Origin of the sequence: Shewanella sp. SM74, from assembly GCF_025653725.1 — a bacterium.
In the GTDB taxonomy this organism is placed as follows: domain Bacteria; phylum Pseudomonadota; class Gammaproteobacteria; order Enterobacterales; family Shewanellaceae; genus Shewanella; species Shewanella oncorhynchi.
In genome coordinates this window covers 222,112-237,130 of the sequence record NZ_JAKKRZ010000002.1, presented here as the reverse complement: position 1 = coordinate 237,130, position 15,019 = coordinate 222,112, and the positions used below count along the sequence as shown (strand labels likewise).

11 protein-coding genes are annotated in these 15,019 nt (G+C 42.5%); 3 read left to right on the top strand and 8 right to left on the bottom strand.

Going from position 1 to position 15,019, the window contains the following annotated elements; genetic code table 11:
- Positions 1-109: 109 nt before the first annotated feature.
- Positions 110-469 (bottom strand): hypothetical protein, encoded by a 360-nt coding sequence (locus L5M49_RS03120; protein ID WP_028759715.1) that lies wholly within the window; start codon positions 467-469, stop codon positions 110-112.
- Between the two features lie 171 nt (positions 470-640).
- Positions 641-1,963, bottom strand: a complete 1,323-nt coding sequence (locus tag L5M49_RS03115; protein WP_131523318.1) for a dicarboxylate/amino acid:cation symporter — start codon at positions 1,961-1,963, stop codon at positions 641-643.
- A gap of 222 nt (positions 1,964-2,185) precedes the next feature.
- Here L5M49_RS03115 and L5M49_RS03110 point away from each other — a divergent pair, with 222 nt between their 5' ends.
- Positions 2,186-4,696 (top strand): hypothetical protein, encoded by a 2,511-nt coding sequence (locus L5M49_RS03110; protein WP_263265431.1) that lies wholly within the window; start codon positions 2,186-2,188, stop codon positions 4,694-4,696.
- A gap of 80 nt (positions 4,697-4,776) precedes the next feature.
- On the opposite strand, the gene astB is transcribed toward L5M49_RS03110, so the two are convergent.
- Positions 4,777-6,111 carry an N-succinylarginine dihydrolase gene (gene astB / locus L5M49_RS03105; RefSeq protein ID WP_263265430.1) on the bottom strand — a complete coding sequence of 445 codons (1,335 nt, stop codon included), beginning with the start codon at positions 6,109-6,111 and terminating at the stop codon, positions 4,777-4,779.
- A gap of 330 nt (positions 6,112-6,441) precedes the next feature.
- Here astB and topA point away from each other — a divergent pair, with 330 nt between their 5' ends.
- A complete protein-coding gene (topA, locus tag L5M49_RS03100) occupies positions 6,442-9,084 on the top strand; it encodes a type I DNA topoisomerase (RefSeq protein ID WP_105252683.1) in 2,643 nt (880 codons plus the stop codon).
- Between the two features lie 226 nt (positions 9,085-9,310).
- Here the strand turns inward: topA and zomB are convergent, their stop codons facing one another.
- Positions 9,311-10,090, bottom strand: a complete 780-nt coding sequence (gene zomB, locus L5M49_RS03095; RefSeq protein WP_028759720.1) for a flagellar motor control protein ZomB — start codon at positions 10,088-10,090, stop codon at positions 9,311-9,313.
- A 228-nt stretch (positions 10,091-10,318) separates the two neighbouring features.
- On the opposite strand from zomB, the gene cysB reads away from it, so the two are divergent.
- Positions 10,319-11,302, top strand: coding sequence for an HTH-type transcriptional regulator CysB (gene cysB / locus L5M49_RS03090; protein WP_028759721.1), 984 nt, complete (start codon positions 10,319-10,321; stop codon positions 11,300-11,302).
- A 65-nt stretch (positions 11,303-11,367) separates the two neighbouring features.
- Here cysB and L5M49_RS03085 read toward each other — a convergent pair whose 3' ends face one another.
- From L5M49_RS03085 to L5M49_RS03070, 4 genes are all read right to left on the bottom strand, one after another.
- Positions 11,368-12,030 (bottom strand): response regulator transcription factor, encoded by a 663-nt coding sequence (locus tag L5M49_RS03085; protein ID WP_028759722.1) that lies wholly within the window; start codon positions 12,028-12,030, stop codon positions 11,368-11,370.
- A gap of 220 nt (positions 12,031-12,250) precedes the next feature.
- Positions 12,251-12,715: an acyl-CoA thioesterase gene (locus L5M49_RS03080; RefSeq protein WP_168825401.1), complete on the bottom strand. Its 465-nt coding sequence runs from the start codon at positions 12,713-12,715 to the stop codon at positions 12,251-12,253.
- A 180-nt stretch (positions 12,716-12,895) separates the two neighbouring features.
- Entirely contained in the window at positions 12,896-13,960 is a 1,065-nt protein-coding gene (locus L5M49_RS03075; protein ID WP_028759724.1) for a 3-deoxy-7-phosphoheptulonate synthase, read from the bottom strand.
- Between the two features lie 182 nt (positions 13,961-14,142).
- Complete coding sequence (locus L5M49_RS03070; protein ID WP_028759725.1) at positions 14,143-14,955, bottom strand: pyruvate, water dikinase regulatory protein; 813 nt, start codon at positions 14,953-14,955, stop codon at positions 14,143-14,145.
- Positions 14,956-15,019 lie beyond the last annotated feature (64 nt).

The following is a 15,019-nucleotide window of genomic DNA, read 5'->3' as shown; positions in this document are numbered from 1 at the left end:
AGAGGATCAGCATATCTTAGTTGAACTTAACCTTTGCTGACCGAGTTGAACTTGTGGTCAAAATAAGTACTAATTTATTGTTGAATAAGAAGGTTTTGCCGTTAAAGTGTTAGCGTATTGGGGAATTTCCCCAAGGCGATTTTTGTTTTCTGATCCGCAAAATGCCGTTGCCACACATAATCGCGCCTAAGGTAAATAACATCACCGCCATCATGATAAAAGATAATCTCAACCAAGGCATTTCTTGCGCTAATCGCAGATGTACCGCTTCAATGGTTGTGACGCCCCAGACGGCAAAGACACTTATAAATAATAAAATTTGTAATAAACGAAGTAAGTAAACTGAGTTAAAAAATAAGACCAAAGGCGCAAGTGCAAAAGGAATAGCAAAGTTAATTTGTTCGTAACGTACGAAGTGGGCACTCAATAACCAGCATGCAATCAGGATCCAAAGACTTCTCCACCACATTTATACCCCTCCCATTAAACGTATTAAAATAGTAAACATAATGTATCTAAAAACAAACTTCCGTACTATTGGTGCGTTCACATTTTGCTAACAATAGACATGTTAACTGTATTGCGTTCAAACAAAAACGCCCAACACTGAAGCTGGGCGTCATTTTGGTCTTTGTGAGGTTTAGTTCGATTTATCTAAATGATGAACTTGCTCATCAAAACTTCTAGCAACTTTACCCGCTTGAGTGTTGTTAAACACTTGCTCGTTAAATTCGCCCTCTGATTTAGCAATAATTACAGTTGCTACGCAATCACCTGTGACGTTTACAGCAGTACGCACCATGTCGAGTAAGCGATCGACACCGATAATCAGGGCAATCCCTTCCACTGGCAAGCCAACTTGATTTAACACCATGGCCAGCATGATAAGTCCGACACCTGGAACACCCGCTGTACCAATTGATGCTAACGTGGCAGTCACAACGACAACAGCATAATCGGTTAGTGAGAGCTCAATGCCAAAAACCTGCGCAATAAACACGGTGGCAACGCCTTGCATGATTGCTGTGCCATCCATATTAATGGTAGCGCCTAACGGTAGCGTAAAAGCGGCGATTTTATTATCGACACCTAATCTATGTTCAGACGCTTCTATGGTAATGGGTAAAGTGGCATTTGAACTGGCGGTTGAAAAAGCAAACAACTGTACATCACGCATTTTACGAATAAATATTAAGGGATTGAGGCCTGAGAAAAGTTTTAGAAGTGTAGGGTAAACAACAAACGCATGGATCAGTAATACACCTAAGACCACGAAGAAATATTTAACCACACTACCAAAGGTCTCTAAACCGAGTGTTAATGCAAGTTTTGCCATCAGCGCAAATACACCATAGGGCGCTAGTTGCATTATCAGTGTCACGACACGCATGATGACTTCATTTAAATCTTCAAACAACGCCGCAATACGTTTGCCGCGCTCACCAATATGGGCAATAGCAAAGCCAAAAATCACCGCAAAAATAATAATTTGCAGCATATTACCTTCGCTCAATGCCTGCATCGGATTAGTGGGCACTATGTTTATCAGCACATCAGCAAGACTTGGGGCTTCTTTTGCGACGTACTCCATTTTTTCTGATGCCAGTGAGGCGTTTCCAGGATGTATAAGGACTGCGCTGACAATCGCAATAACTAAAGCAATGGCGGTTGTGAATAAATAGAAGGCGAGGGTTTTCCCCCCTAAGCGGCCTAATTTTGAAGGTTCACTCAGTGAGCAAGTTCCGCAAACTAATGAAATAAAGACTAAAGGAACGACTAACATTTTTAAGCTGGAGATGAAGATAGTACCGATAACATGCAAGAAACCTTCGGTAATATAATCTTTTACTATATCGCTTTCTGGAAAGGTATTGCGGAGAAAGAGGCCTAAAGCAATACCTGTTCCCATACCGATCAGAATTTTACTTGTAAGGCCGAGTTTATTTTTTATAGAAATTGCCATAGAGAGTCCTGTGTGTTTTTTATACATTCTATTTTTTGGCGCTCACAAGACTAGCAAGAAAATCGTGAAGATGAAATGACAATTAATGTTAAAGTATTTATCAGATTTGCGAAATAAAATAAGATAGTTATGGGAAAGTTGCGTGAAAATTGTGTAATGTTAGCCTATAAGTAATAAGCGTCTCGCTTAGGTATTATCATCAGAGTAACAGGGAGCCTGACAATGAAGTCAGCGTATAAGGTTTTTCTCGCAGGATTGTGTTCGCTTTTATTATTAGCATGTGGTGGTGGAGGCAGTATCTCTGATGATGGTTCCGGTACTCCGCCGACGCCAAGTGTCGTCACTGTCACCATGGGAATTTCAAATATTGATATTTCGGCTATAGCCCCTGCGGAGGTCACTGCTAAAGTTGTAGATTCTAAACTTGGGCCTCTTGCTGGTATCTTAGTTACTTTTTCACTCAGTGATAGCAATATTGGATCTTTCAATCCCTCTATCGGAACAGCCTTAACTGACGTTAATGGTGTAGCGAGTATTACATTAGTGACTGCGACGATTGCTGGAGCTGGTACAGTAAGCGCAAAAATTGACAGTGGTGAGTCCGGTAAGATTGGATTTAATATGAAGGGTGATGGTGGTGTAGCTGGTGGCGGTGCTCAAGTTTCATTAGTTTTAACTGATGCAAATGGTTCTCCAATACAGTCAATTAGTACTCTTTCACCTGGGAAATTAGTTGCAACAGTGACAGGTATTAAGAAGCCAGCGATTGTGACCTTTTCCAGTCCAATAGGTGATTTACCAATTAAAACAGCTGTAACGAACGCTCAAGATAAGGCCACTGTTGATATTTATGCAGGAAGTGCTTTAGGTGCAGGAGAAGTTATGGCTTCACTAGTTACTGGTGAAGTAGGTAATACTATTGTTGTTGTTGGTGCAACTAATGTTGTTATGGGAAGCGGCAATCCATTTGTTAAGGGCAAGGCAGCAGTTAGCAGTACTACAGTTTCTGCTGGTGGTACTGCAACAATTTCTGTTTTAATTCAAGATGATCTAGGTAATGCATTTACTCAGCCTGTGGACGTTAACTTTTCTTCAACGTGTGCAACTAAAATTCCTGCCCAAGCACAAATAAGTTCGCCTGTATCATCTAGTAATGGCGTTGCGACTTCTACCTACTTAGCACAAGGGTGCGTAGGTGAAGATCAAATAAATGTTACTGCGAATGCTGGTGGAATTAGCTTGTCAGCCACAGGAACTATTAATGTTTTAAGATCTGATATAGGTAGTATTGTATTTGTATCGGCGGTTCCTGAAAATATTAGCATTCTTGGCACTGGTGGTACTGAATCGTCAGTGGTTAAGTTTAGAGTTCTAGATAAAAATGGTAACTTTGTTAGCAATCAGAATGTGAAGTTTAATTTGAATACTGGCGTTGGAGGCGTAAAGCTTGCACCTCTTGAGGCAACAACTAATAATGAGGGGCTTGTACAAACGGTTGTGACAACTGGTACCGTTGCCACATCATTAAGAGTAACTGCAACAGTCGATGATAATTCTATTCCTGGAATATCAAGTCAGTCGAGTCAATTGATTATTTCAACGGGTATTCCTGACCAAGATAGTTTTTCACTTTCTGCACAAAGTTTAAATGCAGAAGGCTGGAACCGAGATGGCTCAGAAGTATTAGTCACTGCGCGTTTAGCTGATGCGTTTAATAACCCTGTGCCTGATGGAACGACAGTTTCATTTACTACAGAGGGGGGGTCTATTGAGGATGCCTGTCAAACGATAAAAGGGGCTTGTACTGTGAAATGGACAAGTCAGTTACCTCGCCCATTAGGTGAAGTTCTAATTGATGGTGCTGGTATTCAAATTCGTAATCCTGAAGCTGGTATGATTCTAGATCCTGCTTTAGGTGTTTATGGTAATTTTTATGGCCAGAAATATGGCGGGCGTGCAACTATTACTGCTACTGCAATTGGTGAAGAGTCATTCCCAGATCTGAATGGTAATGGTCGTTTTGATGCTAGCGAAATGACAACATTTCTTACTGGTAAGGATGTTACGGGCCAATCATTTGATTTAAATGATGCATTTAACGATTATAATGAGGATGGTATTTTTAACCCGCAGCAGGCCAGTGGGCAATTAGGTGGTGAGCTAGAAGAATTAATTGATTTTAACTCGAATGGGGTATTCGATGTTAAAGACAATAAATATAATGGAGTTTTATGTTCCGATCCTGTGCATGTAGGTTGTGCCGATGGTGTGAGTAATGAGAAGTCGCTTTATGTACGCCGAAGTCTTGTTATGGTTATGTCAGGCAGTGCTGCTTATGCAACGAATGACAAAGATATAAAAATCATTGATCAAGAACTAGTTGATGGTGTCGATGAAGATGGTAAGCCTATAACAGTGCTTGTTGCTAGAGAGCATTTTGGTGGTTCAATTCAGATCTATGGAAAGGGAACTGCTTCTGCTTCATTTACTCTTTCTGATTTGCATAATCAGCAATTGCCAGCAGGCTCAGTCGTTACTTTTGTAGTTAGTGCAGGTTCTGTTACTAGTGCAAACCAATATATTTGGCCGAGTTCAAATCATAACGGTGGTCGTGAGTTTACCGTATCATTAAAAGGTGAAGATAAGCCTAACTCAGGCACATTACTTGTAACTGTGACTACACCTAATAATGTTGTAACAGAGGTGCTTTCAATAGCAGTAAATATTTTATAAATACGTTTTTTATTATATAAATAAAAGCGCACTTAATAGTGCGCTTTTTAGTGTCTAGTCTTTGGAATTATATTTATTCATTAACGCTGGAACTGATACACGCTACCTAGTTTCATAATCTGTGTCAGTTCATCTAGAGCTGTTCGAGATTCGATGATTAGCTGAGGGTCTGCAAGATCTTGGGTGGTTAATCTGTCTCGATAATGTTTGTCTACCCAAAGGTTTAAACGAGTAAATAAAGCATTATTCATCAGAGTGTGTTGATTTATAGCTGCGACTTCCACTTCATTCATGGCGACACGTAAACGAAGACAGGCAGGGCCGCCACCGTTTTGCATGCTTTGTTTTACGTCAAAATAAAGCACTTGCTTAATCGGCGTGTTTAATGTGAGTAATTCGTTCAAATAGGCAAATACCGCGGGATTTTCTTGGCAATCTGTTGGGGCAATAATCGCCATTTCACCGGATGGCAACGTAATAATTTGAGTATTGAATAAATAGCTTTTGACTGCGTCGTTAATTGCTACTTTCGCAGTGGGCACTTCAATGAAATACAGCTCAGTGTCGAGTTTACGTTTAATTTCATCGATCTTATTCTGGGTATTTAAGAAGGCTTGTTCGTGGTAGAACAGGACATTTTGATTACCTACTGCGATAACATCGTTATGGAATACACCTTGATCAATCACATCAGGATTCTGTTGGATGAAGACGCAATTATCGTCTTCCAGCTGATGTAAGCGTGCGACTGCCATCGACGCTTCTAAGGTTTGTCTTGCTGGATATTTTTGCGGTTTAGGTGCGTTGGGATTGGTGGCTTCTTGTCCATAAACAAACAGCTCAACACCAGCATGGCCGTATTCATTGCAGAGACGAGTGTGGTTTGCGGCACCTTCATCACCGAAGCTATTATGCTCAGGTAAGTGACTATGGTGATGAAAATAGTGGGGATCACTGAAAGTTGCTGTTAATATGCGCCCCGTTGTCAAAGGCTCGATGCTGCGATGTAGTTTATCGACTAAATTTGCTGGGGTGAAATGCAGTTTGCCGTCACGTGTATCTGCACTTGGTGAGACTGTAGCGGCATTGGCTGTCCACATACTGGAAGCACTGCAACAGGCATTAAGTAATATGGGCGCTTCTTTTGCCGCTTGTTTTAATACATTAGCATCAGAGCCGGAAAATCCAATTCGGCGCAATGTATAGAGGTCTGGGCGCTCTTGAGGAGCTAATATTCCTTGAACCATGCCCATATCGGCTAGTGCTTTGGCTTTTTGGAGTCCTTGTTTTGCAGCAGCTTTGGGGTTGGAAACTAAGGCGGCATTGCTAAGTGAGGCGACATTGCCAAAAGACAACCCTGCGTAATTGTGTGTTGGTCCAACGAGTCCATCAAAATTCGCTTCAAAGTGCTTCATTGCTTATCCTTGTGATAGGGAAAGTTATTATTTGTTCATATGGTCCCTGAGGGAACCCAGTATACTGTAGCTTTTCGAGTGCACAAGCGGACGGTTTTGTGCTCAAAGCGACTTTTTCACGATAAATGCATAACTATTTCTTGCTTGCTGGCAAATAATGAAATATTAGTTTTTAATTACGCATATTATATTTTCACATTTTTTCAACTTTGATTAAAAAGTGACTCGCTGGTACATATAAAAGAGGGATTAACTTGAAACTATCAGTACAACCCTCTATATATGGTGCCAATTTCCACCTTCTTGAGATTTTTTGGCGCAAATTAAACTATGGGTAAATCGCTAGTTATTGTCGAATCACCGGCCAAAGCTAAGACTATTAATAAATATCTTGGCAAAGAATTCATCGTTAAATCGAGTGTAGGTCACATCCGTGATCTGCCGACATCATCGACTTCAGAAGGCAATGAAAAGGTTAAATCCGCTGCCGAAGTTAAGAAGATGTCGCCAGAAGAAAAAGCTCAATATAAAAAGGTGAAAGATCAGCAAGCGCTAGTGTCTCGTATGGGCGTAAACCCTGAAAAGGGCTGGGCGGCTAAGTACCAAATTTTGCCGGGTAAAGAAAAAGTCGTTAAAGAGTTACAGGCACTTGCCGATTCTGCTGACCAAATCTATCTCGCAACCGACTTAGACCGTGAGGGAGAAGCTATCGCCTGGCATTTGCAAGAGGTGATTGGTGGTGATCCTTCACGGTATCAACGTGTTGTTTTCAACGAAATTACTAAGTCTGCGATTCAAGATGCTTTTAGTAAACCGTCGACACTCGACACTAACATGGTGAATGCCCAACAAGCCCGCCGCTTCTTAGACAGAGTTGTCGGTTTTATGGTGTCGCCTCTGCTGTGGAAAAAAGTTGCTCGCGGTTTATCCGCTGGGCGAGTGCAGTCGGTTGCCGTGCGTTTAGTGGTCGAACGCGAAAGCGAAATCAAAGCCTTTGTGCCTGAAGAATTTTGGGATGTACACGCAGAGCTCAATACGCCCGCTCAAGAAGCTTTGCGGATGGAAGTGGTTAAGCATTTAGATGCTGCCTTCAATCCTATCAATGAACAGCAAGCGATGGCTGCGGTTCAAGCGTTATCGGCAGCAAGTTTTACTGTGCTGGCCCGCGAAGATAAAGCGACTCAAAGTAAACCATCGGCTCCTTTTATTACGTCGACACTGCAACAGGCCGCGAGTACACGCTTAGGTTTTGGTGTGAAGAAGACCATGATGATGGCGCAGCGACTTTACGAAGCCGGTCATATCACTTATATGCGTACCGACTCGACCAATTTGAGTCAAGAAGCCGTTGAAAACTTGCGCGATATGATTGCCAAAGAATTTGGTGATAAGTATCTACCCGCCGAACCGATTCGATACGGATCAAAAGAAGGCGCACAAGAGGCTCACGAAGCGATTCGTCCATCAAACGTTCAAGTGCAAGCAGCGACCTTATCTGACATGGAACGTGACGCTCAGCGCTTATATGAGCTTATTTGGCGCCAGTTTGTCTCATGTCAAATGACACCTGCACAATATGATGCCACTAAGTTGACCGTAAAAGCGGGTGATTATGAGCTCAAAGCTACGGGACGTACCTTACGTTTCGATGGTTGGACTCGCGTACAAACAGCGCTTAAGAAGAAAAACGAAGAAGACAATACGTTACCATTCGTGGCTCAGGGCGATGTATTAGCATTAAAAGAATTGCAGCCTAAACAACACTTCACTAAGCCACCAGCACGATACAGCGAAGCTTCTTTAGTAAAAGAATTAGAAAAACGCGGTATTGGCCGCCCATCGACCTACGCAACCATCATTTCAACGATTCAAGATCGTGGTTATGTAAAAGTCGAAAATCGTCGTTTCTATGCCGAAAAAATGGGTGAAATTGTCAGCGAACGATTGGTGAGCAGTTTTGCTGATTTGATGAGCTATGACTTTACCGCCAGCATGGAGCAAACATTAGATGATGTGGCTCGCGGCGAGTTAGACTGGAAAAAAGTACTCGATGGTTTCTATGCTGACTTTACTAAGCAATTAGAAAAAGCGGAGCTGGATCCTGAAGAAGGTGGCATGCGTCTTAACCAAATGGTGATGACGGATATCAAGTGCCCAACTTGTGGTCGTCCTATGGGGATCCGCACGGGAACGACTGGCGTTTTCCTTGGTTGCTCTGGTTATGAATTACCCCCTAAAGAACGCTGTAAGACGACGATGAACCTCACGCCTGGCGTTGAAGCGATTAGCGAAAACAGTGAAGATGCCGAAACAGATGCACTGCGTGCGAAGCACCGTTGTAGTATTTGTGGCACGGCAATGGACAGTTACCTGATCGATGAGAAGCGTAAGTTACACGTCTGCGGTAACAATCCAATCTGTGAAGGCTATGAAGTCGAAGAAGGCCAATTCAAGATCAAAGGCTATGAAGGTCCACTGATTGAGTGTGATCGCTGTGGTCACGATATGGAACTGAAAAATGGTCGTTTTGGTAAGTACTTTGGCTGTACCAATGAAGAGTGTAAGAATACCCGTAAATTACTTAAAAATGGTGAGGCGGCGCCGCCAAAAGAAGATCCTATTTATTTACCCGAACTGAAATGCAGTAAATCGGATGCCCATTTCGTATTACGTGATGGTGCTGCGGGTATCTTCTTAGCGGCCAGTACTTTCCCTAAATCACGTGAAACCCGTGCGCCTCTGGTTGAGGAGCTGGTTCAATACCGCGAGCTGCTGTGGCCTAAGTATCAGTATTTAGCGGATGCGCCAGTCACTGATGATGAAGGCAATAAGGCTGCGGTGAAGTTTAGCCGTAAGACGAAAGAGCAATACGTTGCAACTGAAGTCGATGGTAAAGCCACGGGTTGGTCTGCGCATTACGTCAATGGTAAGTGGGTGAGTGAATCTACCAAGAAGGCCAAGAAAGGCGCATAGCGACGGATTAAGCTAGCTTAACGCTAAGAGAACAACAAAAAAGCCAAGTCATATTTGACTTGGCTTTTTTGTTTCGATTTTCTTTAGAGACTGATTTGTTGCTGTAGATAATGAGTCAGAAATGTTGCTCGCTTTACTCGCACTCACTCACCACGCCCAATAACGCTGAAGAACGAGTGTAAGACGTGCCGCTAATTCAACTTAAAGCTAAGCACACAGTAACTGATCACCATTTCTTTTTCGGCTGAAACAGCATGTCGATATCATCTTCTTCATTCTTAGGTCTAGGAGCACTGGGTTCAGATTGTTTCTGTGCGCCCATAATCTCATCAAGCAATTGTTTAGCCTCATCCACTTTACGACCAATGAAAGGGTCATTAGGCGTTTGTGCCTTAATAGCGTGCAATGTCGATAGTGCTTTAGTCACCATTTGTTTTGATGAACCATATTGCTTCATAAAGCTGGCCGCGCGGGCACGAGAAAGCATAGAATCGACATTAATTCTGAGCTGTAAACTGTCGATGCGGCTTTCTTCTTGAGCAAAAATGCTCGGATCGACTTTACCTTTATTATGCTCGGCTCTGAGTATCGCCTTTAATTTTTTTAAGGTTTGAACAAGCGCTAAAATTTGTTTGTCATTATCGGGTAGTCTGAAATTCTCAATTGGAGGAGTTTGAGGTTGTCCAGACTGTAAGCTTGTTATTTGATTATTAATATCGGCTAAGCGGCGTTGGTAGTCTGACTGTTGTTGGCCATTACTGATCGCTGTTGCAGATTGCAAGGCATCTTGTACACGCCGGTACAAAACCAACACTATATTCGTGCTACAAGGCATCATTCCTGTGTTTGATAACACAGTTTCAGTTTCATCGATAATTGCTCTTTGACGGGCAAATTCAATGCGACGCTCAGCCTCTACACGTTCTTTTTGTTGCTGTAATACGTTAATTCCGATAACAAGCAGTAAAAGCGCACCGATGAGGATCAGAACCAAGGTGAATGACATAGATGTTCCATTATTTATCCAATTGAGCTAATGCTACAATAAATCAATAAACTAGCATAGTTATCTTAGCCTAGGTTATCATTTCTGTCGTATGAATCTGTAGACTTGTGCTCTATATTCCTATTTGCTTTAATTTTTACTATATACTATAACGATTGATTATAGCTGAGAGTGCTTTGAGGGCTCAGTTGTTAATGGCATTTTGCGTGTTTGAGACAAGGAAATAAGATGAAACTGCAACAACTCAGGTATATTGCTGAGGTCGTAAAACATAACCTCAATGTATCGGCGACAGCTGAAAACTTGTATACCTCTCAACCTGGGATCAGTAAACAAGTTCGTATGCTTGAAGATGAGTTGGGGATCCAAATATTTGGTCGTAGCGGTAAGCATTTAACCCATGTGACACCTGCGGGTTTGCAAGTGATCAGCATTGCCAATGATATTTTAGGTAAAGTTGAAAGTATCAAAAAAGTGTCTGAAGAATATACTAAGCCAGATCAAGGTGAGTTAAATATTTCCACAACAGATACTCAGGCACGCTATGCATTACCGACGATAATTCGTCAGTTTATTGATCGCTATCCTAAAGTGAACTTGCATATGCACCAAGGGACACCGTCTCAGATCAGCGAACAGGCTGCTCGCGGTGATGCAGATTTTGCCATTGCGACCGAAGCAATGCATTTATATTCAGATCTGATCATGTTGCCTTGTTACCACTGGAACCGCTCTATCGTTGTGCCCAAAGATCATCCTCTTGCGACCCGCAATCAAGGCAGCTTGATTAGTATCGAAGATTTAGCCCGTTTCCCCTTAGTGACCTATGTCTTTGGTTTTGATCGTGCTTCTGAAATTGAGAAAGCGTTCAATCGGGCCAATTTAGAGCCGCGTGTTGTCTTTAGTGCGACCAGTGCCGACGTGCTTAAAACCTATGTTCGTTTAGGATTAGGCGTGGGGGTCATCGCGTCTATGGCCATTGATCCAAATGTTGATAAAGATTTAGTTGCTATTGATGCCGGTCATTTGTTTGCCCACAGTACGACTAAAATTGGTTTTAGGAAGGGCAGTTTCTTGCGCAGTTATATGTATGATTTTATTCAGCACTTTGCGCCGCATTTAACCCGTGATGTGGTGGAGAAAGCCGTAGCATTACGGGATCAACAGCTCATAGATGAAATGTTTGCCGATAAAAATCTGCCAATGCGTTAATTGGCGATGATTTACTGACATAAAAATGCCGCTAATATATGCGGCATTTTTTATGGGTTTAGCGATTAAGATAAATCGACTTTATCCATCTCGAGTTGCGCAAGGGCAATAACTGCTTGAGTGCGGTTGCGAACGCCAAGTTTTCTAAATATGGCGGTAGCGTGCGCCTTGATGGTCGCTTCTGACACGCCAAGATCGTAGGCTATTTGTTTATTTAATAAACCTTCGGCAAACATCTGCAACACTTTATATTGTTGCGGAGTGAGATCGGATAACTTGCTGGCCATTTTATCAATGGCATCGTCATTGATAGCAATAATCTCAGTGCCTTTAGGCAACCAAATATCACCGAATAACACCGCACTTAGCGCCTCTTTTAGGGTTTCCATTGAAGCTGATTTAGGGATAAAACCACTGCTGCCATAATGAATCGCACGGCTAATGGTATTGATATCCTCGTGGGCTGAAATCACCACAACGGGTAACTCAGGATAATGTGAGCGTAGGTGGATAAGCGTGGAGTAGCCGTGGGAACCGGGCATCTGCAGATCTAACAGTACAAGATCGTAATCGACGCTTCGAACATCCAATACAGATTGCAGTGCGTCAGCACTGTCTGCTTCAAACCACTGTGCATGTTCGAAAGCGCTGGTCAGCGCTTGACGTAGTGCATTTCTGAACAATGGATGATCGTCTGCGATAATAATATTTAAGTTTTCTAGCTTCATGGCTTTTATGATTATGTTCGGTGCGCGTGAAGATTGAACTCAATGTAACAGAAAAGTAATCAAGGATCCTATTGCTTTATTCAGGAATAAGGACAAAATTTTGATATGTTTCTGGTTGTTAGACTTTGGTCGGTGTTTTACAAGGAAAAAGATGGACAGTATAGTTTCAATTGAAAGCCCGAAAGTACGGGCTAATCTATACTTTAAAATCGTCTAAAAACTACCCATATGTCCACACTTTTGTGGGATTTCGTTGTTCGTCAACCGCAACAAAGGTGAACACACCACGTATAGCATGCTCTCGATGGTCTTGATACATGTCTTCGACATAGATGTTGACTTCAACTTTTAATGACGTATTACCTACATGGATCACACGAGCGATGAGTTCTGCTAGTGTGCCTGCTGGGATAGGCTTTTTAAAATCAATTCTATCGGAACTCACTGTGACTAAGGTTTTACGGCAGAAACGAGTTGCCGCAATAAAGGCTGTTTCATCCATCCACGCTAAAGCTTCACCACCAAATAACGTATTGTGATGGTTGGTGATTGAGGGAAATACTGCTTTAATCACACGCGCTTCTGAGGAATCAATTCGAGTTTGAATCGCGTCAGGAAAAGGTGTTTCAGCGGCTTCGATTCGTGAGGTATTTTCGGTGTTTGTGGACATGGGGGTAAGCGACATACAGCAACCTAAGGTAATGCAGCAAAATAAGCTCGAATTATAAAGATTTATGGTGGTTAAAGATAGAAAACTACAGGCTTTAACCTGCAGTAGGCATATGCCTGAGGATAATGTCATGCTTCCAATAAAAAAACCGAAATGAGATCGGTTTTTTATTGGACGATTTATTTTACTTCAGATTTATTTGGTTAACAGTGCTTTTCTTTCGCGGGAAGCCGCAGCGAGCTTACGTAGCAGAATTTCAGAGTCGTCCCAATGTAAGCAGGCGTCTGTGATACTTTGGCCATAACAGAGTGGCTGGCCTTCAACGACTTTTTGATTGCCTTCTTGTAAGAAGCTTTCAGCCATAATACCTGCGATGGCAGTGCTGCCAGCACGCATTTGAGTCATAATTTCATCGGCGACCATCAGTTGTTTGAGATGGTTCTTCTCACTGTTTCCGTGGCTGAAATCGATAACCATACGTTGAGTTACCCCAACAGATGCAAGCTGTTGACGCGCTTCTTCGATATCTTGTGCGTGATAATTAGGTTTTTTACCACCACGTAGGATGATATGGCCAAACGGGTTGCCGTGGGTGCGATAGACCGCCATAGCGCCATCTTTATCTGGTGAATAGAAAACATGTGGCACTTGTGCGGCACGCACTGCATCAACGGCAATATTGATGTTCCCATCAGTACCATTTTTAAAACCAACCGGGCAAGACAGTGCTGAAGCCATTTCACGGTGGACTTGGCTTTCCGTGGTGCGCGCACCAATCGCACCCCAAGTAATGAGATCCGCTATGTACTGACCGTTCACCATATCTAAAAATTCGGTGGCGATAGGCAATTTTAATTCAGTGATTTGTTGCAGCAACTCGCGGGCAATGCGTAAACCTTTGTTTGGTTCGAAACTGCCATCGAGATCGGGATCTGAAATTAATCCTTTCCAACCGACAATTGTGCGGGGTTTTTCAAAATAGACGCGCATTAAGATACACAAGTCATCTTTCAATTCTTGGTGTAACGCGGCTAAGCGTTGAGCATAATCTAATGCCGCTTTAGTATCGTGGATTGAGCATGGGCCTATGATCACCAATAGACGTTGGTCTTCACCCATAATGATGGCTTCGACTTCACGACGTTGCTGAACCAGATAATCGGCTGCATCTTGAGTTAATGGGAACTCAGATGCCAGTTGCGCAGGTGAGATGACTTTTGCTAATAAGGAAGTGCGTAGTTCGTCTGTTTTTATGGTCATTCAAAATACCGAGCTTGCGTGCGGCGCTTTTCGCCAGATTGCCTCGGATTATAACGAATCGAACCGAGTTGCACAGTGCCAATTGCGTTAATTGTCGGCAACTGTGCAATGAATTTGATTTAAGTTAGTTTCTTTTAGACTAAATTCACTCGGTTTCTTTTGCTGATTTTGGCTTATTAGGCTTAGAACATATGCCGTTCTAGGCCCGTGACATCTAATATTTTAGTGGCAATTTCTTCCACGGAATGATTAGTGGTGTCTATGTAAGGAATGCGTTCGCGTTTAAACAGCATTTCCACTTCTTTGACTTCTAAGCGGCACTGTTTGAGCGATGAATAGCGGCTATTCTCCATTCGACTCTGACGGATTTCATGTAAACGCACGGGATCAATCGTTAAACCAAACAGTTTTTTCTTATTGCGTTTCAGCGCTTCAGGTAACTTAAGGTTATCCATATCATCTTCGGTGAAAGGGTAGTTTGCCGCTTTTATGCCGAACTGCATTGATAAATACAGGCTCGATGGCGTTTTGCCACAGCGAGAGACCCCAAGTAAAACCAGATCGGCTTGATCCATATGTTTCATGGTCTGGCCATCATCGTTGTCCATGGCGAAATTAATGGCATCAATACGCGCTTCATAGCCGTGATTCGCTTTTCCATGGGTTCTATGTACAACTGGAGAGGCAGAAACACCTAAATGTTGTTCGAGTGGGGCCACAAAAGTATTCAAAAAATCATAATCAACCCCTTCACTCGAGTAGATGATGTCGCGGATCTCGGCTTTTACGATGGAATGGAATACTAACGGCCGCTCACCTGTTGTAATAAAACAATCATTAATTTGTCGCTTAACTTGCTCCGCTTTCGTCAATGTTTCGACAAATGGAATCGTAAGTGACTCAAATTCTAATGGAAATTGCGAGAGAACCGCATGACCAAAAACTTCAGCTGTGATCGCTGTCCCATCGGAGATATAGAATACTTTTGGTGCCATACTGACCTCTTGTAGTAATAAAATTACAAATAAAATTATAGATTTACGCGTGTTCGACAGGAGT

Coding starts and splice junctions, on each gene's coding strand:
- L5M49_RS03115 (WP_131523318.1), bottom strand. CDS start 1,963: ATGGCAATTTCTATAAAAAATAAACTCGGCCTTACAAGTAAAATTCTG.
- cysB (WP_028759721.1), top strand. CDS start 10,319: ATGAAACTGCAACAACTCAGGTATATTGCTGAGGTCGTAAAACATAAC.
- L5M49_RS03110 (WP_263265431.1), top strand. CDS start 2,186: ATGAAGTCAGCGTATAAGGTTTTTCTCGCAGGATTGTGTTCGCTTTTA.
- L5M49_RS03120 (WP_028759715.1), bottom strand. CDS start 469: ATGTGGTGGAGAAGTCTTTGGATCCTGATTGCATGCTGGTTATTGAGT.
- astB (WP_263265430.1), bottom strand. CDS start 6,111: ATGAAGCACTTTGAAGCGAATTTTGATGGACTCGTTGGACCAACACAC.
- topA (WP_105252683.1), top strand. CDS start 6,442: ATGGGTAAATCGCTAGTTATTGTCGAATCACCGGCCAAAGCTAAGACT.
- L5M49_RS03070 (WP_028759725.1), bottom strand. CDS start 14,955: ATGGCACCAAAAGTATTCTATATCTCCGATGGGACAGCGATCACAGCT.
- zomB (WP_028759720.1), bottom strand. CDS start 10,090: ATGTCATTCACCTTGGTTCTGATCCTCATCGGTGCGCTTTTACTGCTT.
- L5M49_RS03085 (WP_028759722.1), bottom strand. CDS start 12,030: ATGAAGCTAGAAAACTTAAATATTATTATCGCAGACGATCATCCATTG.
- L5M49_RS03075 (WP_028759724.1), bottom strand. CDS start 13,960: ATGACCATAAAAACAGACGAACTACGCACTTCCTTATTAGCAAAAGTC.
- L5M49_RS03080 (WP_168825401.1), bottom strand. CDS start 12,715: ATGTCGCTTACCCCCATGTCCACAAACACCGAAAATACCTCACGAATC.